31 protein-coding genes are annotated in these 24,268 nt (G+C 41.9%); 6 read left to right on the top strand and 25 right to left on the bottom strand.

Annotation, left to right across the window (positions count from 1 at the left end; genetic code table 11):
* Nucleotides 1–36 precede the first annotated feature (36 nt).
* Entirely contained in the window at nucleotides 37–2,214 is a 2,178-nt protein-coding gene (locus BI198_RS02350) for a TonB-dependent receptor plug domain-containing protein (protein WP_070048107.1), read from the bottom strand.
* 127 nt (nucleotides 2,215–2,341) lie between these two features.
* Here BI198_RS02350 and BI198_RS02345 point away from each other — a divergent pair, with 127 nt between their 5' ends.
* The 3 genes from BI198_RS02345 to BI198_RS02335 all read left to right on the top strand — a co-directional run bounded on the left by BI198_RS02345 (nucleotide 2,342) and on the right by BI198_RS02335 (nucleotide 3,390).
* Entirely contained in the window at nucleotides 2,342–2,734 is a 393-nt protein-coding gene (locus BI198_RS02345; RefSeq protein ID WP_070048106.1) for a MerR family transcriptional regulator, read from the top strand.
* Nucleotides 2,735–2,824: 90 nt separating this feature from the next.
* Nucleotides 2,825–3,040: a DUF6500 family protein gene (locus BI198_RS02340; RefSeq protein WP_070048105.1), complete on the top strand. Its 216-nt coding sequence runs from the start codon at nucleotides 2,825–2,827 to the stop codon at nucleotides 3,038–3,040.
* Between the two features lie 83 nt (nucleotides 3,041–3,123).
* Nucleotides 3,124–3,390: a hypothetical protein gene (locus BI198_RS02335; protein ID WP_070048104.1), complete on the top strand. Its 267-nt coding sequence runs from the start codon at nucleotides 3,124–3,126 to the stop codon at nucleotides 3,388–3,390.
* 41 nt (nucleotides 3,391–3,431) lie between these two features.
* Here BI198_RS02335 and BI198_RS02330 read toward each other — a convergent pair whose 3' ends face one another.
* Complete coding sequence (locus BI198_RS02330; protein ID WP_070048103.1) at nucleotides 3,432–3,773, bottom strand: cupin domain-containing protein; 342 nt, start codon at nucleotides 3,771–3,773, stop codon at nucleotides 3,432–3,434.
* A 247-nt stretch (nucleotides 3,774–4,020) separates the two neighbouring features.
* Between BI198_RS02330 and BI198_RS02325 the strand changes: the two genes are divergently transcribed.
* From BI198_RS02325 to BI198_RS02315, 3 genes are all read left to right on the top strand, one after another.
* Nucleotides 4,021–4,365, top strand: a complete 345-nt coding sequence (locus tag BI198_RS02325; RefSeq protein WP_070048102.1) for a PadR family transcriptional regulator — start codon at nucleotides 4,021–4,023, stop codon at nucleotides 4,363–4,365.
* A 2-nt stretch (nucleotides 4,366–4,367) separates the two neighbouring features.
* A complete protein-coding gene (locus BI198_RS02320) occupies nucleotides 4,368–5,315 on the top strand; it encodes an HAAS signaling domain-containing protein (RefSeq protein WP_070048101.1) in 948 nt (315 codons plus the stop codon).
* Nucleotides 5,316–5,559: 244 nt separating this feature from the next.
* A complete protein-coding gene (locus BI198_RS02315) occupies nucleotides 5,560–7,638 on the top strand; it encodes a TonB-dependent receptor family protein (RefSeq protein WP_070048100.1) in 2,079 nt (692 codons plus the stop codon).
* A gap of 124 nt (nucleotides 7,639–7,762) precedes the next feature.
* On the opposite strand, the gene BI198_RS02310 is transcribed toward BI198_RS02315, so the two are convergent.
* From BI198_RS02310 to BI198_RS02200, 23 genes are all read right to left on the bottom strand, one after another.
* Nucleotides 7,763–8,329, bottom strand: a complete 567-nt coding sequence (locus BI198_RS02310) for a dienelactone hydrolase family protein (RefSeq protein WP_070048099.1) — start codon at nucleotides 8,327–8,329, stop codon at nucleotides 7,763–7,765.
* 162 nt (nucleotides 8,330–8,491) lie between these two features.
* Nucleotides 8,492–9,478: a diaminopimelate dehydrogenase gene (locus tag BI198_RS02305; RefSeq protein ID WP_070048098.1), complete on the bottom strand. Its 987-nt coding sequence runs from the start codon at nucleotides 9,476–9,478 to the stop codon at nucleotides 8,492–8,494.
* A gap of 97 nt (nucleotides 9,479–9,575) precedes the next feature.
* Nucleotides 9,576–11,669, bottom strand: a complete 2,094-nt coding sequence (locus tag BI198_RS02300; RefSeq protein ID WP_070048097.1) for a VWA domain-containing protein — start codon at nucleotides 11,667–11,669, stop codon at nucleotides 9,576–9,578.
* Between the two features lie 322 nt (nucleotides 11,670–11,991).
* Complete coding sequence (locus BI198_RS02295) at nucleotides 11,992–12,678, bottom strand: type 1 glutamine amidotransferase domain-containing protein (RefSeq protein WP_070048096.1); 687 nt, start codon at nucleotides 12,676–12,678, stop codon at nucleotides 11,992–11,994.
* A 133-nt stretch (nucleotides 12,679–12,811) separates the two neighbouring features.
* Nucleotides 12,812–13,213 carry a putative signal transducing protein gene (locus BI198_RS02290; protein WP_070048095.1) on the bottom strand — a complete coding sequence of 134 codons (402 nt, stop codon included), beginning with the start codon at nucleotides 13,211–13,213 and terminating at the stop codon, nucleotides 12,812–12,814.
* Nucleotides 13,214–13,246: 33 nt separating this feature from the next.
* Nucleotides 13,247–13,462, bottom strand: coding sequence for a TIGR02450 family Trp-rich protein (locus BI198_RS02285; RefSeq protein WP_070050571.1), 216 nt, complete (start codon nucleotides 13,460–13,462; stop codon nucleotides 13,247–13,249).
* Nucleotides 13,463–13,682: 220 nt separating this feature from the next.
* Nucleotides 13,683–14,129: a hypothetical protein gene (locus tag BI198_RS02280; RefSeq protein WP_070048094.1), complete on the bottom strand. Its 447-nt coding sequence runs from the start codon at nucleotides 14,127–14,129 to the stop codon at nucleotides 13,683–13,685.
* 49 nt (nucleotides 14,130–14,178) lie between these two features.
* Nucleotides 14,179–14,754 (bottom strand): undecaprenyl-diphosphatase, encoded by a 576-nt coding sequence (locus tag BI198_RS02275; RefSeq protein ID WP_070048093.1) that lies wholly within the window; start codon nucleotides 14,752–14,754, stop codon nucleotides 14,179–14,181.
* An 80-nt stretch (nucleotides 14,755–14,834) separates the two neighbouring features.
* Nucleotides 14,835–15,023 carry a hypothetical protein gene (locus BI198_RS02270; RefSeq protein WP_070048092.1) on the bottom strand — a complete coding sequence of 63 codons (189 nt, stop codon included), beginning with the start codon at nucleotides 15,021–15,023 and terminating at the stop codon, nucleotides 14,835–14,837.
* A gap of 14 nt (nucleotides 15,024–15,037) precedes the next feature.
* Entirely contained in the window at nucleotides 15,038–15,445 is a 408-nt protein-coding gene (locus tag BI198_RS02265) for a VOC family protein (RefSeq protein WP_070048091.1), read from the bottom strand.
* 34 nt (nucleotides 15,446–15,479) lie between these two features.
* The gene (locus BI198_RS02260) at nucleotides 15,480–15,950 is read right to left on the bottom strand and encodes a DUF2306 domain-containing protein (RefSeq protein WP_070048090.1); all 471 of its coding nucleotides are present in this window, start codon (nucleotides 15,948–15,950) and stop codon (nucleotides 15,480–15,482) included.
* Between the two features lie 474 nt (nucleotides 15,951–16,424).
* A complete protein-coding gene (locus BI198_RS02255; protein WP_070048089.1) occupies nucleotides 16,425–16,838 on the bottom strand; it encodes a hypothetical protein in 414 nt (137 codons plus the stop codon).
* A 58-nt stretch (nucleotides 16,839–16,896) separates the two neighbouring features.
* Nucleotides 16,897–17,283, bottom strand: a complete 387-nt coding sequence (locus BI198_RS02250) for a hypothetical protein (RefSeq protein ID WP_201243381.1) — start codon at nucleotides 17,281–17,283, stop codon at nucleotides 16,897–16,899.
* A 220-nt stretch (nucleotides 17,284–17,503) separates the two neighbouring features.
* Entirely contained in the window at nucleotides 17,504–17,941 is a 438-nt protein-coding gene (locus BI198_RS02245; protein ID WP_070048087.1) for a thiol-disulfide oxidoreductase DCC family protein, read from the bottom strand.
* A gap of 120 nt (nucleotides 17,942–18,061) precedes the next feature.
* Nucleotides 18,062–18,964: a GGDEF domain-containing protein gene (locus BI198_RS02240; protein ID WP_070048086.1), complete on the bottom strand. Its 903-nt coding sequence runs from the start codon at nucleotides 18,962–18,964 to the stop codon at nucleotides 18,062–18,064.
* 120 nt (nucleotides 18,965–19,084) lie between these two features.
* On the bottom strand, nucleotides 19,085–19,837 hold the full coding sequence (locus tag BI198_RS02235) for an RluA family pseudouridine synthase (RefSeq protein ID WP_070048085.1): 753 nt from the start codon (nucleotides 19,835–19,837) through the stop codon (nucleotides 19,085–19,087).
* Nucleotides 19,830–20,312 carry a GNAT family N-acetyltransferase gene (locus tag BI198_RS02230; protein ID WP_070048084.1) on the bottom strand — a complete coding sequence of 161 codons (483 nt, stop codon included), beginning with the start codon at nucleotides 20,310–20,312 and terminating at the stop codon, nucleotides 19,830–19,832. The genes BI198_RS02235 and BI198_RS02230 overlap by 8 nt, the downstream gene beginning before the upstream one ends.
* A gap of 117 nt (nucleotides 20,313–20,429) precedes the next feature.
* Nucleotides 20,430–20,729 carry a DUF6958 family protein gene (locus tag BI198_RS02225; protein ID WP_070048083.1) on the bottom strand — a complete coding sequence of 100 codons (300 nt, stop codon included), beginning with the start codon at nucleotides 20,727–20,729 and terminating at the stop codon, nucleotides 20,430–20,432.
* A gap of 94 nt (nucleotides 20,730–20,823) precedes the next feature.
* The gene (locus BI198_RS02220; protein ID WP_070048082.1) at nucleotides 20,824–21,366 is read right to left on the bottom strand and encodes a DUF4287 domain-containing protein; all 543 of its coding nucleotides are present in this window, start codon (nucleotides 21,364–21,366) and stop codon (nucleotides 20,824–20,826) included.
* Between the two features lie 74 nt (nucleotides 21,367–21,440).
* Complete coding sequence (locus tag BI198_RS02215; RefSeq protein WP_070048081.1) at nucleotides 21,441–21,941, bottom strand: DUF3592 domain-containing protein; 501 nt, start codon at nucleotides 21,939–21,941, stop codon at nucleotides 21,441–21,443.
* Between the two features lie 147 nt (nucleotides 21,942–22,088).
* The gene (locus BI198_RS02210) at nucleotides 22,089–22,529 is read right to left on the bottom strand and encodes an SRPBCC family protein (protein ID WP_070048080.1); all 441 of its coding nucleotides are present in this window, start codon (nucleotides 22,527–22,529) and stop codon (nucleotides 22,089–22,091) included.
* 293 nt (nucleotides 22,530–22,822) lie between these two features.
* Nucleotides 22,823–23,029 (bottom strand): cold-shock protein, encoded by a 207-nt coding sequence (locus tag BI198_RS02205; RefSeq protein ID WP_070048079.1) that lies wholly within the window; start codon nucleotides 23,027–23,029, stop codon nucleotides 22,823–22,825.
* 498 nt (nucleotides 23,030–23,527) lie between these two features.
* Nucleotides 23,528–24,229 (bottom strand): Crp/Fnr family transcriptional regulator, encoded by a 702-nt coding sequence (locus BI198_RS02200; protein ID WP_141728825.1) that lies wholly within the window; start codon nucleotides 24,227–24,229, stop codon nucleotides 23,528–23,530.
* Nucleotides 24,230–24,268: the final 39 nt, after the last annotated feature.

Below are 24,268 nucleotides of genomic sequence, written 5' to 3'. Positions count from 1 at the left end.
CAAATCACTGAATTTCCTATAGGGATAAAACCAGCATTAATCGCCAAACTTAAGCCTAACCCCAGCATTAACAATAAAACCGTCGTTCCGAGACCACATATCCGTTGTCCATTGTCCGCTTGGCGCTCGGCTAGGCAATATCATCGGGTGTTGATCCGTTTGTTTAACATCAAGCAAATTTTCTAAGTTGATAAACCAGCTGAAACTACCGACTGTAATTTCCCCCATCAAGCCAAGGTGCCAATAAGGTTTTGAGTAATCAGTAAAAGGGTTATCGTTTAATCGCTGTTTTCCGGTGTAATACGCTTCAAAGCCGGCTCTAAAGTTACCGTGTTGCTCCCACATGGCGACAAAGCCAGCCGAGTGTTTGGGCGTTAGCGCAATTTTGCGCCGCTGCGCTGTAGCTGGATCTGTACCTGCTAATGTATCTGGTGCGGTATCTGGCGTTTGCTCTGTGGCATCAAGATACAAATAACTGGCCGTTAATTTTATATCTCGCCAGTAGTAACGCAGCAGCAGTTCTGAACCACGTATTTTACTCTCACCCGCAGCATTAACTAAACGCACCCGATCAGGAGAACCCACACCGTCAGCGGCAAAGGCCTCTAAGCCAGTGACATTATCGATGTTAGAGCCAAAAAAAGTTACGCTGCTTTCCATATTGGCAAAGTTGTAGGTGAAGTCTATTGAGGCAGTTTGGGCAGACTCTTCCTCAATATCAGCTATAGGTTCTAACCTAGATAATCCTGCGGCTTCAATTTCTTCTACAAAAGGCGTGGGCGCAAAATAACCACTGCCGTATGACGCTCTAATTGTCAGGTCGCCTGGGCGATACAACAGCGACAATCTGGGGCTAAACTGGCTGCCAAACTCATTATGCTGTTCCAGCCGGGCACTTAACGAAGCGGTGATAATAGGGCTGAACATATAATCTAGCTGAGAAAACACACCCGGCACTGAGTAAGAGTAATTAAATTGTTCAAAGGTATCAGAGGTAAATCTGTCGGCCTGATACGCAACACCTAGCACCCAGTCAGTATTGTCGCTATACCCTGCCAAACTAGACTCAAGCAAATAACTTTCATGCTGATCATCTTCCAGCACTAGGCCAAAACCATGTTCATGCTGTTGGCGCATAGCAGAAGCACGACTGTTAAGCGTTAGCTGATCAAAAATCGGCATAGTAAAAATAGCACCGGCATCCAAGCGCTCTGAATCTTGAGTCTGAGCAAAAGGGTTACCATCAGAAACCGTACTACCGGCCCCATCTTTTCCAGAAAGAGTCCCGCCTTCTCGACGCTCCGACATTAGCCCCACTGTGGTATACAAGGTTTGGCCATCATCACCCTGCCAATACAATCTTGGCCGCGCGGTGTAGCGCTTATAGCCAGCTAAATCAATCCAACCATCCTTATCTACATCGGTAACAGCCTGATGATGCGCACCCGCAGTTATTGAGCCCTGAACAGAGGACGTTAGTGGCGCTTCAATATAGGTAGTGACATCCTGGCCATCCCTAGTAGTAACATTAAGTAATGCTTCACCCTTTACGCTATCACCGGGCCTTCTTGATACTAGGTTAATAACCCCACCCAGCGCTGAACCGCCGTACAAAGATGAAGCCGAGCCTTTAATAATTTCCACCCGGCCCAAATCTGTGGGTGGAATTTGCAATAAACCAATAGATGCCGCCTGATTACCATACAATGGCAACCCATCAGCTAACAATTGGGTATAACGACCATATAAACCTTGCAGCCGAATATTGGCACTGCCCAAGGCCGGTGACGTTGTTTGCACCCGTATCCCGCCGGTTTCTGCTAACAACATAGAAATATTACCCGGGCGCATAGCGGCTTTTTCTTCAATTTCTTCGCGGTTTATCAGCTCTACTCTGATAGGTTGGTCATCGGCAATCCTGCCTGAGCGTGAAGCTTGCACCACTATTCTTTCGACTTTATCGTGATGGTCATGCTCTTCATGTTCACCATCATCATGCTCGTTATGATCAGCCAGCTCGTTTTCATGTTCATCAGCATGTTGCACAGGATCAGACAGCTCCTCAATGTCAGAAGACGCGATCGGCGTTTCTGGCTGCGAAAACGTAGTACTTTCAAGCGTTGCATCGGTTAAAGATAATAAATCTGCGGCTTGGCAAACTGAAACAAACCCCAGTGATAACAGTAATGTTGTAGCTTGTGACATTTTAGACATTGGCTGGCCTTAACATGCAAAAAACCTTATTTAACTAAATTCAACTAGTTCTAATAGCAATGAGTATTTAACCTCATCACGTTATGATAAATTGCAGCCTAAAGGTTACAGTAGCTGGAAGGTCAAGATGAAAATCAGTCAACTCGCGCAAGCAACTAAAGTTCCGGCCAAAACCATTCGTTATTATGAGAGTATCGGCTTGTTAACCCCGCCTTCTCGTGGCGAAAATGGTTATCGCTATTACCGAGCGCGTGATGCAGAAATGTTGATATTTATCAGGCGCTGCCGCGAGCTGAATATTCCTATTCAAGATATAAAGCAGTTAGTACAAGTACAGCAAAATCCCGAGGCATCCTGTGCCACGGTAGACTTTATCATTGCCGAGCAACTGCAAAGGGTTAGACAAATGCAGCAAGAACTCAACCAACTAGAGCGAACCCTTAATTCATTAGTCACCTCTTGCAGCAGTGAACAAATTCAAGACTGCTGCATCCTACAAAGCCTTATGACGGTTGAATAAGGCTAAGTGACGCAAACTTAACTTGCTGGTTTCAGTCTTTACTGCGAGCATTAATAATACAATAACTTATAAAATCGGTGCATTGATTCAATGAGAGAAAGCTTAAAAAGAAAAATCATACAGGTTTGCGATAAGAAAATTTCTGCTAAGGGGGCTAATGTTGGTCTTTCGTTTTATGCTTTTTTTGCCAATAAAAATGACGACCCAGCGTTACTGATGGAAGCTGCTCAGTGGTGGATCATGACGCATAAACTTGATCACTTTGAAAAAGCAGTAAAGATAAAGGAACTGGTGCAAGCCAGTTAATGCATCAACCACTGATCAGCAGTTTGGCTGCATTACCTGCTCTGTACTATTCTGTACCGCAACTTAAATAAGGATGTTGTAGGATGAAATTAGTTACCTTGATATGTTGTGCTTTACTGATATTGGCTGGCTGTGTTGTGGTACCGACTAAAGATTTATCAGTGGTTAATAAATGCGAGATTTCTAGCGATCGTAAAACCTTGAAGATAATTAATGGTTTTGATGACACTAATACATTCTACTCAATCAGTGGGCTACTATTAGTGCCAATAACGGGCGTAGTATCTGGTGCTTATGTGGCAATAAACAATATATATCACCTTGGTGAAGAGAAGATTGTTTGTGGTTAGGCTAAAGAGAAACCAGCTTTTGCCTCCCTTATACCTAAACCCTATACTTCAACCCTATCGCCATGGCTGGGCGGGGTCGATGTTACTGTAAAAACTAAGTCGGATGTTTGTTGATTACTTAATTGATGTTTTGCACCTGCAGGAATATGAATGCCGCTATTTTTATTTATAGTGAAGATATCCCCTTCCAACTCCATCGTTGCAACACCGTCTAATATGAAAAAGAATTGCTCGGCCTTAACGTGAAAATGTCGAGACTCTGAACAGCCAGGTAGAACGCGTTCTTGAATCACGCTTAAATTACTCGATTTCACCAAGTGCCAGCCATCACAATTCTCGCCCCAAGTATAATGTTCAGCAGTTTTATTACTGATAATTGGCAAGTTAACTCCTTAAAAAATAATAACTTCATATCGAGCACGTTGGCTGAAATTGTACTTAGTACAACGTCTTTTTAGTTTTATCTTATTGATAACAAAAAATCTTAAATTACATCAGCACTGATATTTACTCTAGCACCAGAATTGGATTCCAGTTTTAAATGAGAATCGCACACAAAAAATAAAACTTGCCAACTTACTGTGCGCCGCCTAGTATAATACTGTGTTGCACATAGTATGGAAATTATTAATGACGACAGCTCAATTAGACAAAATGCGACTTGAATTGCGCCGTGGCGTTTTAGTGCTAGCGGTGCTGGCATCGCTAAAGCAACCGCATTACGGCTATTCGTTAAGAAAGCAGTTACAACAAGACGGTATTGATATTGATGAAGGCACCTTATATCCGTTGATCCGTCGCTTAGCTGATCAAGAGCTATTAAGTAGTGATTGGCATACAGCTGAGGGCCGAGAGCGCCGCTACTACCAGTTATCTGCATTAGGCGCTGAGCTGCTGGAGCAGTTAACCAACGAATGGCAGAGCCTGAATGGTGCAATAGCTAAGGTGTTAGTTAAAGATATAAAAGGGGCATGAAAATGGAATTAGTAAAACGCTATATCGCCGCAGTTCAGCGCGAATTACCGGAAAATAAACGTGATGAAATTGGCCGTGAGTTAAACGCCAATATTATGGACCAGCTGGAGGCGTTACAAGAACAGCAAGGCACATTAAATAACAGCGCTATTGCTAGCGTGTTAAAAACACTGGGCCACCCGCGCACGGTAGCGCAGCAGTTTGTGCCGCAGCAACCCTTAATTAATGCTGCTTACATGCCTGTATTTAAAAACACTTTATTTATGGTGTTAGGTATCTTGTTTGTGATCCAAATGTTCAAAATGACCACCGTTTGGTTAAGTTTCGACCATATTGGTCTGTTTGGTTATTTACATGGTTTAGCCAGTGGTTTTGTCGAAAAAGCCTGTTTTGCCTTTACAGCAATTACTCTTAGTTACTGGCTTATTTCACGGCAGCATTCGGAAAAGCAAATCGACAGGGCGAACGATTGGCAACCAGAAAACCTACCTGCAGTGGGCGCTAGCTGGCAGCATATTTCACTGCAAACCATTTTTACCGATTTAGCCTCTTATGTTTTTCTACTGGTTATTGTTTGGTTTCCACTTTTTGCGTCAGTAGAGAAAATTGCTTCTGGCAACATCATACTAAGTACCCAGGCTTTATGGATACTGCAACTGAGTAGCCCAGTTATTATTGCCGGTGTGCTATTTTCTTTATGGCAACTGCGCCAGCGGCTATGGAGCCGACCAATGCTAAAAGCGAATGTGTGTTTAAACGCATTGTTGGTGGCTATTGCGTTAACTCTAGCCAATATCTCACCCATATTGCAGCTTAATACTGAGCAGTGGCAAGGTATTATTAGCGTGGCGAGGCTGGAACGCAGTGCGATGATTACCCTACTTATTATTGCTTTATTTCCTGCTTGGGAAGTGCTGCGAGATTTATACCGGTTACGAAAAACAACCTAACCGCTTGCTTAATAAACCACTCAAACTGGCCAACAAATACAATTAACAGCATGTTGCTGGCTGGTCAGTTTGTTTACTTAAGTCCTCGTAGTTGCCTAGTAGTATAGGTTTGCATTACCTCCATTGCCCTTAAAAATATAATTTCCCACCACATCAAAAAAACACAGTAATGATATTGATTCGCATTAGCGTCTGTGTTTTAATTGCGCTCGTTGTCATTTTATCACTAACATTTGGAGTTGTTATGCGGACTAAATTGTCTCGCTCATCGCTAGCCGTAACACTAGCTCTTATCTCGCTAAACACCTTAGCTCAGCAAGAAACAGTCGCTATTGATGACAGTGTTAAACGTCAAACGATTATGCCGACACTAGAAGTGATCCGGATAGTTGGCGACGCTGTTCCCGTATTGTTAGAGCAAACCGGTACTGTCGTTGTGATAGACCGCAAGCAAATTGAACGCATTCAGCCATTATCTACAGAAGATATCCTGCGGCGTATTCCAGGTATCAATATTAAAAGCGAAGAAGAAACTGCAATTGTATCTAACTTCGGTATCCGTGGTTTATCTGCTAGCGAGTCAAAATCGTTAATGCTTGAAGATGGTGTTCCAGTTGCACCCGGTTTATTTGTCGGCAACGATCGTTACTTTAATCCCCGCATCCAACGGGTAGAACAAATCGAAGTATTAAAAGGCTCTGCCTCATTGCGCTATGGCCCATCTACCATTGGTGGCGTAGTGAATTACCAAACTAAAACTCCCGATGATGGTGTTAAATTAACCGGCCGCGTCGGTTCTTTTAATATGCAAGAAGTCAGTGTAGAAGCAGGTGGTAAAACGGTTTCTGGCGATGCTTTTGCCGGCATAGTCGCCACCCATGCCAGCAGCGATGGTTATATGGATAAAGACTATGAAATGACCGATCTGATGGCCAAAGCCGGGGTTATATTCAGTAACAATCAGAAACTAGGCATTAAAGTCTCTCGCTATGAAAATGACGCTAATATCTCTTATCGTGGGTTATTGTTAGGCGATTACCAAGCAGGTGCCGACTACAACCCAGCACCGGACGATTATTTTCTTACTGACCGTACCGCCTTTGATATTAACCATGAATGGTCGCTATCTAGCCAAGCTACGTTAAAAACCGTGCTGTATTGGAGCGAAATGAGCCGTGACTATTGGCGCTATAATGTCGATACAGCGGCATCAGACGCAGCCGGGCGCTGGGTTTATACCGATGCATTAACTGGTAATAATCGCTCGTTTGACCGCCTAGGACTAGAAACTCGATTAAGTATTGATCATAACCTTTTCGGCCTAGTGAGCAGCAGCGAGTTTGGTTTGCGCCTGATGCAAGAAGAAGCCAACGACACCAGAATTAGAGCCGTACGTAGTGCTGATCGCACTGGGCTCAATGATCGACATAGAATTGACTCAGCCGACAGCGTGGCCGGTTATGCCCAAAGCCGGATTGAACTGAATGATCGTTTTGCCGTGACGCCAGGTTTACGCATTGAATCTTACCAGCAACAGCGGGTAGATTTAACCGATGATAATGCCACCGCCAAAACCAGCAATACCGAATATCTACCAGGTGTCGGCGTAACCTATAACTTAAGCCAGTCAGCGCAGTTGTATGGTGGCGTGTACCGCGCATTTTCACCGGCTTCAAACGGTGTGGCGCTCGATGGCCTGACCGATCAGAACCTAGATGGCGAACGTTCAACTAACTATGAGTTGGGCTTACGTGGCAAACAAGGTGCTGTTAACTATGAAATAGCTGCTTTTTTAATGGATTTTAGCAATCAGGTCGTTACTGGCAACAGTAACCCTAATTTATCGCAATCTAATGGCGGTAAAACCGAACATCATGGTCTAGAAGTTATGCTGGGTTATCAGCTGGGTGGCGGTTTTAGTATCGACAGCAATGCCACTTGGGTACCTACTTCAGAATTTACCAGTGGTGATAACGCAGGCAATCGCTTGCCATATGCGCCAAAATTTATTGCCAATCTGGCCTTGAACTATCAGCAAGAGCAATTAAGCGCGGCTTTATCAGCACATCACCGCGGTGAGCAGTATGGCGATGCCAGCAACACGGTCGATATACCAACCGACGCCGCTGGCGGTATCTGGGGAGGGTTAATGCCTGCTTATACCGTGTTAGATTTCACCGCACAATATCACCTAGCAGACAATGTACGCATATTTGGCGCGGTGAAAAACCTCACAGACAAACGCTACATTACAGGTCTGCGTCAAGGTATCTATGTTGGCCCAGAGCGTTCATTCGAGATTGGCGTAAGCTACGGCTTCTAAACTATTCGTTACAGCTAAAAACCTCTGCATTGCAGAGGTTTTTTTATTTATAGCTAAGTCTAATAAGTAACCTAAAAAATTGTTTGAGATAAGCGCTAATATCTTTCCTTACAACGCTAGTAAATTATTCATTCGATAATTCTTTGATAAAAGAGCGACAGCTTGCAGCATCATAGTTGTCTGAGTGTCTATTCATAAAGCCATGTAAATATTTTACCTGCTGGATGCTAACATTAGCTCGGCCTGCGAGCTGACGAATAAGCTCGGACACAGAAAAGTGAGGCTCTTGGGCTGGGAAGATCAATTGCAGCGGAAATGCCGGCTGGATATCTAAGTGATAGCGTATTTGCGAGCCATAAAAGCAGGTTGCCGCCACTACCTTAGTTAACTGTTTATGGCTAGAAAGCTGCCATACAGCCGCAGCGCCAACACTAAAGCCGATTAAAGTTACAGGGGTGGTTTGCATTAACAAGCGCTGAAGTAATTGCTCAGTGTAAGCAGCTAGCCCTACTTCTGTCGTAAAGTAAGCATAAGCGTCTGCTTCATTATTAAAGTCTAACATTTGTGCTTGATAAGGGTCGATAATGTCGACAGTCGTTACAGAGGTTGTAGTAATTGTAGTGAGCTCTGCTGCGATATTCTCTAACGCTTTGGTTCTGCCAAAAATATCGGCGACTAGCAGGTAATGCATGGTGTTTTTTCTCACTAAAAATACAGAATCACCACTTATAAACGCCTGTTGCTAGGTTAAGCTACATCCATTTACGTTTAAAAGTGGCCCTTGAATTGTCTTTTCTCCAACATTAAAGACCACAGTTTTAATATATGAGTTCTATTATATACGCCGTAATGCTTAAAGCAGTTCTTTACGCAGTTGCGCGGGGCTTTTCGGTGACAATAAACCTGGCGCGATATCAAACACGGTTTTCGCGCCAACTTCTCCCGCACAAGCCAAACGGTGTACTGCTCGAGCATAAGCTACTAACACACTGGCGGTAAATTCTGGGTTACTGTCTAGCTTAAGTGAGTACTCAATAGTTTGTTTACTGCTTGTGCCGCTAACCCCACTGCGAATAACAAAACCGCCGTGCGGCATATTGTTATGCTCTTTATCAAAAGTAGTTTCATCAATAAAGTTAACCACGGTATCAAAATCAGCAAAGTAATCAGGCATAGTCACTATGCTATTACACACAGTCTCGGCATCTGCGCCTTGGCTTAGCACCACATAACATTCACGATTATGCTTTTCCCGCGTGCTTAATACTGGTTGCTCGCCATTGCGTACTCTAGCTATAGCATCAGCATTTGGCAGGGTATATTGCACGGCCTTTTTAACCCCGGCTACCCGACGCACGGCATCGGAATGACCTTGACTTAGCCCCTTGCCCCAAAAGGTATAAGTTTCGCCTTGGGGTAAAATAGCTTCACCAAACAAACGGTTTAACGAAAACAAACCTGGGTCCCAACCCACCGACAATAGCGCAACATGGCCAGTTTTTTTGGCCGGTGTATCTAACGCAGCATGGTATTCATTTACTTTTGCGTGGGTATCAAAGCTATCTACGGTATTAAAAAACTGGGCTAAATACGGCCCCTGTTCGGGTAAATCGGTTTTAGAGCCACCACACAGAATCATCACATCAATATTAGCCTGATGCTGCTCAACCTCAGCCATTGCGTAGACTGGCACTTCGGCATTGAGTAGAGTTACGCTGGTAGGTTCGCGCCGACTAAACACGGCCACCAATTGCATATCAGAATTTTGCTGTATAGCAGCTTCAACACCGCGACCTAAATTACCATAACCCGCTATACCTACCCTGATTAGAGCCGTCATTACTTACTACCTTATCCAATGAAGAAATTTGCTTAAAAATTGATATGACATACTAAACATAGCGCTATGCCCCAGCAAGATTCACTGGGGCCTTTATTTAGTTTTCTGTCACTTTAAACGCTTGTTTGGCCAATACAACCGCTTGACCAGAGCCTTTTAAGATATAACGCACTTGATACTCACCGACCTTAACCGGCGCTTTAAGTTGTTGCGGCTCGCCATCTTCAGCGTTTCGAGTATAAAAATAGCTTAACTCGCCGCCAATACGCTTATGATCAATAGCAACAATATCAATATAGTCATCTTTGCCCGCGGGGCCTGTCCATGTTACGTCTATCATTGCGCCAGCTTGCACTGTCGCAGCAACAGACACACTAGCCTCTGGTTTAGCCACAGTAAATGCTTGCTTAGCCAACACTATTGCTTGACCAGAGCCACGTAGGATATAGCGTATTTGATACTCACCGGCTTTTGCCGGGGCTTTAAGCGATTGTGTCTCGCCACTTTCTGCGTTTCGAGTATAAAAGTAGGTTAGCTCACCACCAATACGGTTATGATCAATAGGGACAATATCAACATAGTCTTCTTTGCCCGCGGGGCCTGTCCACTCGACTGCAATAGCGCTACCCGCTTGTACGTTAGCGGGAACAGAAACACTTGCGGCAACTTCGGTTACGGTAAAAGCTTGTTTAGCTAGCACACTATCTGCACCTGAGCCACGTAACACATAACGCACTTGGTATTCTCCAGCTTTGCTCGGTACTTGTAACGGGTGTGACTCGCCATCTTCTGAGTCTCGGGTATAAAAGTAGGTTATTTCGCCGCCAATGCGTTTATGGTCAATCGTTACAATATCAACATAATCATTTTTGCCTGCAGGCCCTGTCCAAAATACCGATAACACAGATCCAGCTGCAACTTTTTCAGGGGCTGATACTGTGGCTATTGCTTCTGTTACTGTAATTGGAATACTGAGCAAGATTCGCTTCTGATCAGCCGCTTGCAATATGTAACGAAGGTTATAAACACCTGGTTTTGTCGGCGCAATTAACTCTACATCCGTCTCAGTATCAGCAGTGGTATACACATAGGTTAACTCGCCACTGGTGCGCTTAAATCCTTCAGGAACCAAGTCAATATAATCACCTTTATTAGCAGGGCCCTTCCACTGAATAGCAATAACCCCACCCGCTTGCACATTATCTGGCGCCACCAACGCCACCTCGCTGTCAGTAATTTCCACATTGGTTTTAGCAATAACGTGGCGGTTATTATCAGTGCCCCGCCATATATAGCGCACCTGATAAATACCCGGCTTACCTGGGGCTCTAATACGTAAAGGGGAGCCTTCTTTAGTGTAGGTAAAGGTAAGCTCACCATAAGTTTTTGTATAATCCAACGGCACTAGATCAATGTAATCATGCTCTGTATTAGGTCCGGTCCAAATCACATTAAAATCAGCGCCTATGGCAATCGTTTTCGCTTGGGCACTGTTTTCTGATTCGCTTTGTTCTAGCGCTATTGTCGCCTCGGGGATAACTAAAGGCTCAGGCTGGGCTTTTTGAATCTGGGGCTGTGCTACTGTGCTTTTCAGGGCATCGCGCAATTCTTCGGCATTAGTGGCTGCAAAATAACGGCCACCGGTATTTTCGGCTAAACACGCTACCTGCTTACCTTCTGCATCCGTCAAATCAAAACCGACAACATGCGCGGTAAAATTAATGCCCTTTTTTGCTAACTCTGCACTTACAGCACATGGATCTGCATTACAGTTTTCTAAACCGTCTGTTATTAAAATCACGGTAGCGTTATTTTTGGTGTAGTTTAGTGTTTCGGCGGCTTTTATGACTGAAGCAGATAACGGCGTTTTGCCTAAAAATTTCATCTTAGCCGCAGCTTGGCTAATGGCCGCTCCCGTGCCTGCTGCAGGCTTTACTATAACTTCAATATCGTTACAGTTACCGCCTTCTCGATGACCATAAGCCATTAAGCCCAACTCCATTTCAACCGGCACACCTTCTAATACTGTTGTTAATGCTTCTCGGGCTATTTGTAGCTTAGGCTTACCATTAATTTGCCCCCACATTGATCCCGATGCATCTAGTACAATCATCGTTTGCTCAGCGGCAAAAGTAGCGTTGGTTGATAGCGTGACTAAACCCGCTAAAAGCAAAGTGCATATAGGCTTCATCTCTACACCTCAGTCAATTATTTATGGTTGAATAAATATCGAACAGAAAAGTATAGTATCGTCCAACTTGTTAGGTATTGCCCCAGTAAAACATAAGTCTTATTTTTTGGCCAAGTTGGTGTCTTGTCTTCTGGGCCATAAGTACGAATTAAACTGAAGTTTATCTGCAACGCTAAACCAAAAATGTCTTGATAAAATTTAGCGTCGCAAGCGGGATTGGGCTAGATAAGGTGCAGCCAGATTTGGCTGCTATTTTAATTTTAAACTGGCAATCTGGCTTTCGGTTTTAATTAACATTTTATTAATTAACTCCGACCCCATTTTAGTTAAGGGCTTTTATTAACGCTTTTGCTACTGCTGCAGACGAGCCTGGGTTTTGCCCTGTGATAAGCAAGCCATCTGTTACCACTAACGTATTCCAATCATCTGCTTTTTGATACAGCCCACCCAACGCCACTAGCTGATCTTCCAGCAAGTAAGGTACCACGTCAGTTAATTCCACGGCGGCTTCTTCTGAGTTACTAAAACCGGTGACTTTTTTACCTTTGACTAAAGGCTCACCTTGGTTATTTTTGGCTTTTAATAACACGGCTGGGGCATGACACACCGTTGCAACCGGCTTGCCTGCGCCAATAAACGCCTCAATTAAAGCAATAGAGTCAGCATCATGATGTAAATCCCATAACGGGCCATGGCCACCTGGATAGAACACGGCATCAAAATCTTTTGCCTGTAGCGTGGCTAATTTAACGGTATTGGCCAGTTCGCGCTGCGCTGTTGCATCAGCTTTAAAACGTTGGGTATCTTCTGTTTGCGCATCTGGATTATCGCTTACCGGATCTAGCGGTGGTTGGCCTCCTTTGGGTGAAGCCAACGTCATATTAACCCCAGCATCTTTAAACTGATAATAAGGGCTAGCAAATTCCTCCAACCAAAAGCCGGTTTTTTTGCCTGTATCGCCTAATTTGTCGTGTGAGGTTAAAATAATCAGTACTTTTAGTGCTTTCATTTTCGAGTTCCTTATTTAGTTAAATTTATGCAATTTAAGTTATATTCAATTTCTGCCATGGAGATTTCATTATAGGAAATCGTATACAGCTGGGTGATTGAGGCAGTTTATACTTGTCGACTAATACCAGCAGTTAGGTTTGCCAAAAGTGTGCACATTGATTGCATTTAAGACCATGCTGATAAAAAAACAACGGAAACCCAGCCAGTATAAATACTAAAAATGCCGATTTTTTGCCTTGAGTATAAGCGGCAATATCATCTGAACCACATTTTGGACAATGCTCTGGATTAGACGCACACGTTGTATCAACTGAATCAGAAAAATCGGCTTGCAGAATGTTTTTTGCCTGCTCTACATCTTCTTCTGCCACAAATAACCTTACGCCGCCCATGGCGTTTGAATATAACCACTGCATATTTATGGTGTGCTCATCGGCTACGAATGCTGGAATACCCACACTTTCTAAGTTTGATTTGGCAATTTGGGCATCAAGAGGAAATGAAAATTTAGCCACTACCACAGCTTTAGTCATAACATCCTCCAGAGAATTAAACTGTTAAGAAATTTACAGCCAACCTTGCAGCCAGTTTTTATTATCCTTAAGCGCTTGCCATTCAATCATCGCGACGCGCTTAGAGTAAACAGCTTCAATTAAGCAATAAATAACATTATCTTCTTGATCAAACTCTAGCTCAGTTATCAAAAAGTGCTTCTCTTTGTTAACCGGATTAACCGCAGTCCATTTACTGCTTAATAGTTTTTTAGGGTTAATTTTATTCATAGCTACTCGTTTAATATAAAGTTGCACTTAATGCCGCTTAAGACTCCCATTACAGATGCGTAATAAAAAACAGGACAGTCAGGGATACCTACGTTATTAAAATTTATCGAGCAATATCAAGCCAATTCTGTGCTATCAAAAAATGCCCAGAACTAAATAACAGTATATCGGTTTGCAATACCTTACCTTTACTGCATTAATTGTCTTAGTTTCGCGTCGCTTAATAACGGTTAATTTTCAGTACAGGCCATGCCTTGTATGTACCTACTGCATAAAAAGCTCCCATAACCAAACAAATACCGGAACTAACCAACCAAAAGGTTAAACTGTTGCCTGGAAAGAACGGTATTAAATATACGAAACCGACAGCGCGAATTAACAATATACTCGCGATAGCGCATAGCACCAAGCGCAACAAGGGTAATCGCTTGATTAACCCAGCGCCCGATAACGCATACAGTGACCAGAGCAGTAATACTGCCACTAGCACTGACGTGACAACAGTTGGATACCAGTAGCCATTTTCGGCCAGTTGTGCCATCTGTTCACCTGCTCCCAGAAATCGATACCAATCAGCACCGAAAATAATACAGCCTAAGTGGGCAAGCGCCGCAATAGTGGTGCTTATCGCCGCCGCCATTAAATACTTATTTTTATCTGTTGGCATTTTTTCATCCTTGAATTGATAAACTTTTTTTAAGCTTATCTCTTAACTTTTAATCTCGTGCCTTTAGCCCACTAAAAGGTATGGTTTTTATAAAAAATTTTAATAGCCATTGGCTTTTATCTCGTAATGTAAACACAACTATTGACGAAAATAGTGCCACTAAAATAGCGCCTACTATATCTAGCGGGAAATGCACCCCAACATACACTCTGGATAAGCCGCTAATTAAGCTAAAGCCACATAAAACGCTAGCCAATACTCGAGTGCTGCGATTAAACAGTAACATTATGGCTATACAAAAAATAAAGGTGGTGTGATCAGAAGGGAAGGAAGAATCTGGCGCATGCTCAACTAATTGTCTGCCTAAACCTTGAACAAATGGCCGCGAATGGTAATAAAGAAATCCAATACTATAGCTGGTCAGCATGCCTAACAATACCGCTAAGCCGGCATTAAAGCTCGTCTTCATCTTTTCTAAGTTGCCGCTAAACCATAATAAAGCCAGTACCAAAATAAAAATATACGGTGTCACTTCTGCAATACTAATTAAAATATAATCTAACACGCTATTTTTACCCGCATATTGATTAATCAATAAAAAAGCGGATTGGTTGAATTGTTCCATTTGGCTAATTTAGTCTCCATATAATAATTATTTAACCTTACAGCTTAAGTATCAGTTTCAAATACAGTTAATAATGCAAACTAACTCTTATTCTCGTCTGTATTAATATCATCTTCATCCATAGTTGATTGTTCGGCCATGGCCTGCATTTCCTCTGCTGTTTTTAAGCGACACACAGCTAACTGGGCTAAGCGCATGGCTTTAATAGCGGCTAAAGGATCATCTGCCTGATTATCTATAGTTATTAAGTCGTCTGTGTTATCTGTCATAGCAAAACCTTATCTTAGTTGGCAGCGGGTTGTAGCAAATCCCATTTAGTACCGTATAAGTCTTTAAATACCGCAACAGTGCCATACTGTTCCGTACGAGGTTGCTCAGTAAACTCAACACCTTGCTGTTGCATAAACTCGTAGTCACGCCAAAAGTCGTTAGTGTGCAAAAATAAAAATACCCGACCGCCGGCCTGATTACCGACCGATTGCAATTGTTGCTCATTGCTGGCTTTAGCTAATAATAAATTAGCGCCAGTAGAGTTTGGCGGAGACAACTGAACCCAGCGTTTACCTGCTCCTAAATCGGTATCTTCTACAAGTTTAAATTGTAATTTCTGGGTATAAAACGCTATAGCGTCATCATAATCTGCAATAACTAAGGCGATATTAGCAATGCTTTGTTGAATAGGTTTGTTCATTACAGACTCACGTGAATTAGAAAAAAACCGAATTTTAGCTTATTTGGTTAAGAATGCGGGGAATAAAACGGAACATAAGCAGAATGCCGATAAAAATTACCGTTAGCGAAACAATAGTTACCGCAGTAAAGAAAGGCAGCCACAAATATCGAGTCATCGTTTCGGCAGCAAAGGCGGCTAGCAAACCGACGTATGAGCCACACATAAAGTAGGCATGTTGGGCTTTCCAGCCAGGCTTACGTAATCTAGCAGGCACATAGCCGATAACAACTGACAACAAGCTAAATAGTGCCATCCAATGAAACAAACCAAACCCGCCAAACAATTCGTAAATTAAAAACGCGGTGACATTCACTGCTAGCATCATGGCCACATAAGCTCGGCCTAACCATTTGTGTTTTGAAGTCCCTTTTTTAGCTAAAACCACAAGTGCACCTATCACGATAGCTAACATCGCAACGACAAGATGCATTAGGCCTATAGGATGTTGTAGCGTGTGTTCCATTGTAATTTCACCTCAAACTAGCCTGCAGCAACTGATAAAGCTTACTCTAGGTAATGCAAAAATACGATTTTTAGGCATTTAATGCTCGACTATACCGAGTAAAAAGCAATTTTAGACTACCGCTATCTATTGCTCTATCTTAAGTCCATACTGAGATTGTTACGTAACAACTTGATAGTTTCACTAGCCAAGTATTGCGTATCTGCTGTTCGTAAGTTAGCTCAAATTGATTTTAAGTTTATTAGGTTATTTCAAGAGGAAATTATCATGAGTAAAGGCCAAGACAGTAAGAAAACCACCAAGAAGAAGCCACTTTTAACAGCAAAAGAGAAAAAAGCGGCAAAGGCAAATAAAAAAACCTCATCCAATCCTTTATAATTAATTTCTTGATAGCCATCGATATTTTCGGTGGCTTTTACCCCATGCATGTTTCCAAGTCACGAAATTCGACATTAACCCGCTACTAACCTTCAGTTAAGTACGCGCTGACTTAGTACTACGAACTAAGAAATAAAAACATATCGCTAAAAGAATATAACGCGGCAAGGTGGTTACCAATGTAAATAGCAGTTGCTGCTGAGGTTGTAGCAATAAGTACAGTTGCAGCGCAATTAAAGGTGCTAGCAGCAACACATAAAACAGTAAATTAGGCTTTTTTTGTAAGGTTTTACCAATAAAGGCCACAATCAGAAATGCGGCAGAAAGCGGTATGGCGATAGTAATTAGATCCACCAAGGTAAACGCTAGCAGGCTTGATACTTGGGCAATGGGTGATAATAAATCTGCAGGAACTGATACTGCAGCACCAATTCCAGCGATAAACACCGAGGCCCACGCTAAAGCTAAGCCTAAAATTATAGCAATAAATATATTTTTATTCCTTTGCATCTGTTTTGTCCTTTTTATTAGTTTTTATTACTTTTATTACGCTGTACTACTTTAAAACCTAGCGTTGGTATCTGTTATACAATGTTGCTATCGAACTGGTAAAAAGATCGTTTAGCTTTACCTTGGCCTCTGCAATAGACACCATATCAAAATCTTTACTAACCGATTTACGGCCAAACAGCTTAAATACACCCGGTTTTAGTACCACAGACAAGGTGAGAAAACCGACATCTGCATCAATGGGTACAAATTGATAATGGGCATATTGGCTGTTTTCATCGCCTAACAAAAAGTTAAAGCCACCACCAATACCCAATTTCTTAAACCAAGCCAACTCTGCTGCCCAAGGATAATTATCAATTATCTGACATACATCTTGATGGGTGGATACCTCTTTCTCATGTCCAACTAACTCTTCACCACCACCAATACGATGGTCATACATAACTTTAACCATATACACAACAAGCCTTTTTACTGCTAACACCACGCTTAAACACGCAGACCGTTTCTTAGTGTTTTAAATTTACATTTTGTTAAAGTTACAGGCTTTATTTATTAAATCAATAACATTTAATATTTAATTACCCTACCTTTTATCCCTCCAAGCTCATGGCCTCTAGTTGATTACAAAGCCAATCCGCCGCAATGAAAATGACAAAACACTAACTTTGCGTATTTGAACTGGCGTCTAAAAAGCGGTCACTAACATCTTGCTCCGGTATCCAACAAGCTTCGGTGCGACCAAACCAACGATAGCGTCGTGCGCCAACGAAGTCGTAAACCCAATCACGAAACGGCCTAGGTAAAATTAGCAATAGCCTCAGCAGCGGCCAGCCTGCCGTTAACCGGCCGGCAACTCTAAGTGCTGCGCTAGACCTAAACCAAATACCATCGTCGTCAATAAGAACTATAGATCCAAGGTAGTCGGTGGGCTTAACTGTGTTTAGGCCGAGCAACTCTTTGGCAACCGTAGACTGCAACGAGGCAAACAGAAACTGCTTTTTAGGATCGCGCTGGATAACAAAACGTACCGAGCCGGTGCATAAATTGCAGACGCCGTCGAATAATAAGATTGGTCGTTTATTGGTAGTTGATCTCACGTCGGCAAGTCCGACTTGAAGGGCATGCAAATGATAATACGATTTAAAGATTGCCGAAAACTCATTATGATTTATCCGCCCAAGTTAATAACAGATAACAAATGCACGTTGACGAGTTATTTAAGCCGAAACCACTTGGTTTTTGCCATTTCGTTTTGCTTTATACAAAACATTATCCGCCCGTTTTAGAGTATCTTCATACGAGCGATCAGTTGGCAGCATGGTCGATACACCTATACTAACTGTCACCTCAGCACCATCAAAAGAAAAATGCTGCAGCGCCAAATTAAAGCACTCGCGCAATCGATCAGCAAATTGCGCTGCATGCTGCAAATTGGTGTTTGGCAAAACAATAACAAACTCATCGCCACCAAAACGACAAGCAATATCTGTTTTTCTAAGCTGCTCTCGACAAATGTCTGCCACGGCTAAAATCATCTTGTCGCCCGCATGATGACCCAAGGTATCATTTACCTGCTTAAGGTTATCAAGATCTAATATTAAAATTGATAGCGGTACCGAGTGTCGCTCAAAAGTTTCATAATGAAGCGTCAAATCAGTTTCAAGTTTTCTACGATTAAAAAGCCTGGTTAGCTGGTCGGTATCACTTAGTTCACGCAGTTTAATTTCTTGTTCATGTCGTTGGGTAATATTACTCGCAACCCACAGCACCACGTCTTCTTGGTCAACCATAAAATCTAAAGCTTGAATACGGCCTTCGAACCAGATTGGCTGCTCTGGGCCACCTTCTGGCAAACCTTTTACGTCTTTGTTGCTAAGTTCATATTCTTGAATTAACAAGGTTCCTGAAGCCAGCGCCAGCTTGATCTGTTGTAAAAACCAGTTGGCCTTCTCAGAGTTAACCACATCGTTAATATTCAAACCTACTAAACCATTACCATCGTGATAGTAGCGAGCATCGCTACCACCGAAAACAGCTACATATTTTCCGCTGCGTGACAATATGAATGCTGGGTCAGGTAATGCTCGTAATACAGAGGCCATCTTTTCAATGCTAACCATCAACGTTAACCATAAATATTTACCCTATTTAATACTCTAGATGTGACTCTAAAAGCGACTCTAAAAAACGATTTACACACCAGAGGCTGCGATAAGTGTAGCAAATGATAAACGTTATGGTTAAAACGGACAGGCGCATTGGCCATGAAAAGTTTCACCGCTAGTTGGATGCTGAAAATATAACGCACTAGCGTGTAATAGTAACCGTTTTGCCAACTGCTGACTATGCTCACTATGATACAGATCACAGCCAAGGATTGGATGGCCTATTGCCAAGCTGTGAATACGTAATTGATGAGTACGCCCAGTATGCGGGGTGTATTGCACTAGGCTGCGATTGGGTTGCTGAGAACGCTGTAAAACTGTGTATTCAGTTAGGGCGGTCTTGCCGCTGCTGGGGCAAATTTTTACTCTAGGAAAACAGCTTTTATCTTTGGCGATGGCAGCTTCAATCTGTCCTTTATCATCTGCAAGCCAACCCTCTAGCACCGCTAGGTAGCGCTTTTGTATCGTGCCTGCTTGAAACTGTTTGTTGAGATGTTGCGCCGACTGGGCATTTAGCCCCACTACCATAATACCTGAGGTACCAAAATCTAAGCGATGCGGTAACTTTGCTTGCGGAAATGCCGGTGTTACTCCGGCTTGGCCATGCACTAAACGATAGTGCACTGAATCCCAATTTAACGGATTTTTACCCGACAAACTCAGCAGTCCACTAGGTTTATTGATCAGCAGAATGTCGGCATCTTGATATAGAATTTGCACAAAATCGGCACACACTGGCGCGACAAAGTTGTCAACAACATCAAATTTATCAACGGCATCAAATTTATCAACGGCATCAACGATAATGTCCGTAGTCGAGCTAAGCATTGGCAAAGTCGTTTAGTGCTTTACCGGTTAAGCGATACCCTATCCATTCGTCTTGTGGTTTGGCACCAATAGATTGGTAGAACTTAATAGCTGGCTCATTCCAGTCCAATACACTCCATTCAAAGCGGCCACAGTTTTTAGCTAGTGCAATGTTTGCTAAGTATTTAAGCATCGCGGTGCCAGCACCTGAACCTCTACACTGTGCAGAAACGTACAAATCTTCCAAATACAGCCCAGGTTTACCTAACCATGTCGAATAATTAAAAAAGTACACTGCATAACCTACTGGCGTATTATCGATACTACAAATCACCGCTTGTGCATTGGCATCTGCACCAAATAACGACTCCTCAATATCTACTTGGGTTGCTTTTACTTCATGTTCGGCTTTTTCGTAAATGGCCAAGTCTGTAACAAATTTAAGGATTAAAGCAGCGTCGTCTATGCTTGCTGGACGAATGTGTATTGTCGACATTAATTTCTCCAAGTTTTACTGCATACAATGTTGACCGCATATGTGATGCAAATGCCCGATATTGTATTGATTATAATTTGTACTTTAACATATTGGTATAGATTGCTTTATTATGATTTACGCTTTATGCCAACGTAATGGCTTGCATGTTTCCCGCTTTACAACGCCCTTTGCTTCTAGATCAAGCTGCACCGTTTTAGCCCACCACCCTGATGTCGCACCTTGAGGAAAAACGCTTTCAGGTAAGTGCGCTTTCACTTGCTGTAGTATTTCTTTTTGAGTTAACCCAGGGCGAGTAGCTGATAGGATTTCAAGCATGGCTTTTTTCATAGCCAAATATTTAGTAGCATCCACGTTGCTAGATTTACCCGGTATATTGATGTTTTCTACGGCAATTTGATGCGCTTTTAAGCCCATTGCTTATCTCCCGTAATTGAAAAAAGCCTAATAAAAAAGGTAAATTGTGGTTTGAGCACATGCCTGAAAAATATAGATATTGATTACATTTTCATTAAACTGAACGCTGATAGGCTAATAGCAACCAATCAATCACTTCAGCATTTATATCAGCAACAGTATGTAGCTGTATGCGATGAGTGCACATGGTGCCAAATGGCCCTGAATTTTCTAAGCGTCCTTGTACTTGCACATCAGGTAACTTTAAACCCAAGTCTATTCTGGTTTTAGTAGCAGGCTTGATTAAAGCAAACTGAATTTTTCTAATTAAACTTACGCTGCCTTTTTTCGGCGTAATGACAACATCCTCACCAAACTTTTCTACTGCGGCAATTAGTGCGGTATAAATGGGCTTAAGTTGTTCTTTACCCGTGTATTGGTTAGCAACTAAATCCACGCTAGGGGCATCTTTTTCTTTAGATAAAGTCACTATGGTATTGGCAAAACCATGGCTTACGCCATGTTCGGTTTTTAAAAACTTCACAGCCATTGCATGCTTTTCGAAGTTTTGTTTGTTTAATATTTCAATCCACTGTTCTAGATTTTTACCGGTTTTCTCTGGCATGTTATTTATCATCGTTTGCAGAGCTTTATCCATGACTCTCACCTTTAAGCTAAATTTATTCATGCTAATTATACACCTACGCTAAACAACGAACTTAAGCGTATTGGTTACGTATAGTATTTAAAATAAAAGCCGATTAATGGCAGCACACTTATTACGAGGGTAATAAATATACCCATTTTTCCGGCAATAATTAGAAAGCTTTTTTGCGGATTACTTGGCTTGTAGTAAACCTTAACTTTCCCACTAGGCAAGTGCTGAATACCCAATAGTTGCTTTTCAAGGATAGCTTTTGCGTTGTGGCTAACCACTACAACCCAAGGCGAAATTTTGTTGCCGTTATAATCTACACCAGACACCCTGTACTGATACAACGCTTTAGAGACGTATTTTTGGTTAGATATAATTTTATCTGTTGCACCAAACTTCGCAGTGCCAATATTAGATAAGTCGCCTTCAACCCAAGGCCAGTGTCTTGTACTTAGTTGTAGTTTCACTGAATAAACACACACAATAAAAGTATACAAGCCAGCCCAAAACCAAATCCCCTGAGTTTGCCCTTGAATTGCCAATTGCCACATTTCTTGAAAATAAATAATTAACTCCATTATAGATAACGCCTAACCCTAGCTTTGATTACGTTGCTATAACATTAATGGTTACATCTAAAATCTCTGCTCCTGCAGCTGCTAGTGTGACTTGAGATATTTAAATATATTGCTCTATATATTGTCGACTTACTATGGGGGTAATAATCAAGAATGGTCTATTTGAATATCATTTGGAAATGGTCTGCCTTGATTAGTTTCCACTGCATCTTTGAGACTGATTAAAAAAACAGCCCACTTAGTGCTGTAATGCGCCATAAAATCGGTAGATTCTTGCCAATTTGAATGGGTAAACCTAACAAATGTTTGCTGGCCATCAACTTGTAGTTGAAACAATATTTCTGTTCCCATCCATGACTCAGGAACATGCCCTGAGTGCTGCCAACGCACCGCTTTATTAGGTATTAGTTCTGTAACTACAAAGTCTGGCCCTGCGCCATTAAAGCGAAATTTAATTGTTGAACCGACATCTCCAGCTCCTGATATATCGTTTGTCCACCATAGAGCCAAGCCATCATCTGTAGTTAATGCGCTATAAATCTTTGCCGGTGAAGCATCAATACCAACTCGGTGATTTATTTCAAACATAATATTCTCCTAATGTTGGACCAACACATAACATTAATTTCAGCATATCCCATAAAACCAACATCTCGCTCTTTCTTCATAGGCAGGTTTTGCAAAAGACAATTATTCAAAAAACTAATAAACACAAGAAAAGTGGCACTAAAAATTTAAACGGAATGAGAGATGAAATGACCAACCACTTATGGTTTTATAATATTTAAGACTTTCAACATAAAGTGTGGGATCTAAAAATAGCTAACGCCTAAAAAACCGACAGTGTAACCGTCAATTTTTTAAGCGTTATTAGTTGCAGCCTAAACAGGAACAACTTTGTTAGCACAAGGACCTTTTTGGCCTTCACCAACTTCAAATTCGACCGCTTGGCCATCACTTAAAGTTGCATAACCACCACCAGCTTGAATTTCAGAGTGATGAACAAATAGATCTTTACTGCCGTCTTCAGGTGTAATAAAACCAAAACCTTTTTCAGCGTTAAACCACTTAACTGTACCTTTAGCCATTTTCATTTACTCATAATTATTGGTGAAGAATATCAATTATAAACGAATCCACCAGTTCGAATATAAAACCGTAATTTTAGACTAGAAGCATATAGCCTCTAGTTCAAGCCAAAAACTGCGCTGACAACCTAATAATAGTACATATCACGCAACAAAGTTTACTAACAACTTAGCAAAATAACTTTTAGTTGGGTGCGGTAGCACACAGAACATTTCACAAGACACTGCTATCGTTATATCGACCAGCGCAATCCTGTGCTGGTAGAAAATAATCAAGAGGTGTTTTATGTTTCAATTAAATGCATCTAATCAACCGGGTCAAAATAACCCATCTAAAGATCATGATCAAAAAGATAAACAGCGAGATCAGCACTCTCCACAAAAACCAAAAAATCCTTCTAGATAGGATACCAGCGTTATAAAATTTCAAGCTTTATGCTTACTTTGCGCCGCTCAATCGTAATTGAACGGCGCAACGTTTTTCAGTTAATGAAATTACTAGGCTCCTCTTTGTTTAAGTACTGAATAACAGTCACACCCTAACTGCTGCAGCTTGTTTTTATCTAATATGCTGATACAACCGCGATGATAACTAATAGCACCTAACTGATGCAGTTTACCAGCTGCAATAGTGACACCTTCTCGACGCACCCCTAGCAGTTTAGCTATTTGCACTTGAGTTAAGGTCAAGAATCGGTCTGGGCAACGATCTGCGAACAATAACAAACAACGACATACTTGCTGTTCAATAGTGTGGTAACGATTGCATAGGGCAACTTGTGCCACATGAAAAAATAGTCGTTGAATGTAACTTAGCATCACCAGTTGTATTTGTTTGTTACGACTAAATTCATCTTTTAAAACAGAACTTAATAGCCGATAAGCATTACCTTCACCATGCACCTGCGCTCGGATTGTATAGTCATCACTGCCCATTAATACTGTCACACCAATAATACCTTCATTACCTACGGTGGCAATTTCTGCCGACTCGCCAGATCCCATTGAGTACAAGATTGATACAACACTATTTGTAGGGAAATACACATAGCCTAGTTTATGCTCCGATTCATACAGATCTTTCTTCGCGGGCAATACTACCCGCTCTAGAGCAGGATAAATTCGCTGACGAGCTTCGTCTGACATCGCAGCTAATAAATAATTTTGGCTCGGTGTTGGTTGATACAAACGGCTAATCATTTTCATTTTCTTAAAATAATATTTACATTATTTTAGTTC

It is taken from the genome of Rheinheimera salexigens, from assembly GCF_001752395.1.
Lineage (GTDB): Bacteria > Pseudomonadota > Gammaproteobacteria > Enterobacterales > Alteromonadaceae > Alishewanella > Alishewanella salexigens.
The sequence above is the reverse complement of the archived record's forward strand: the minus strand, read 5'-3'. Positions and strand labels throughout refer to the sequence as shown.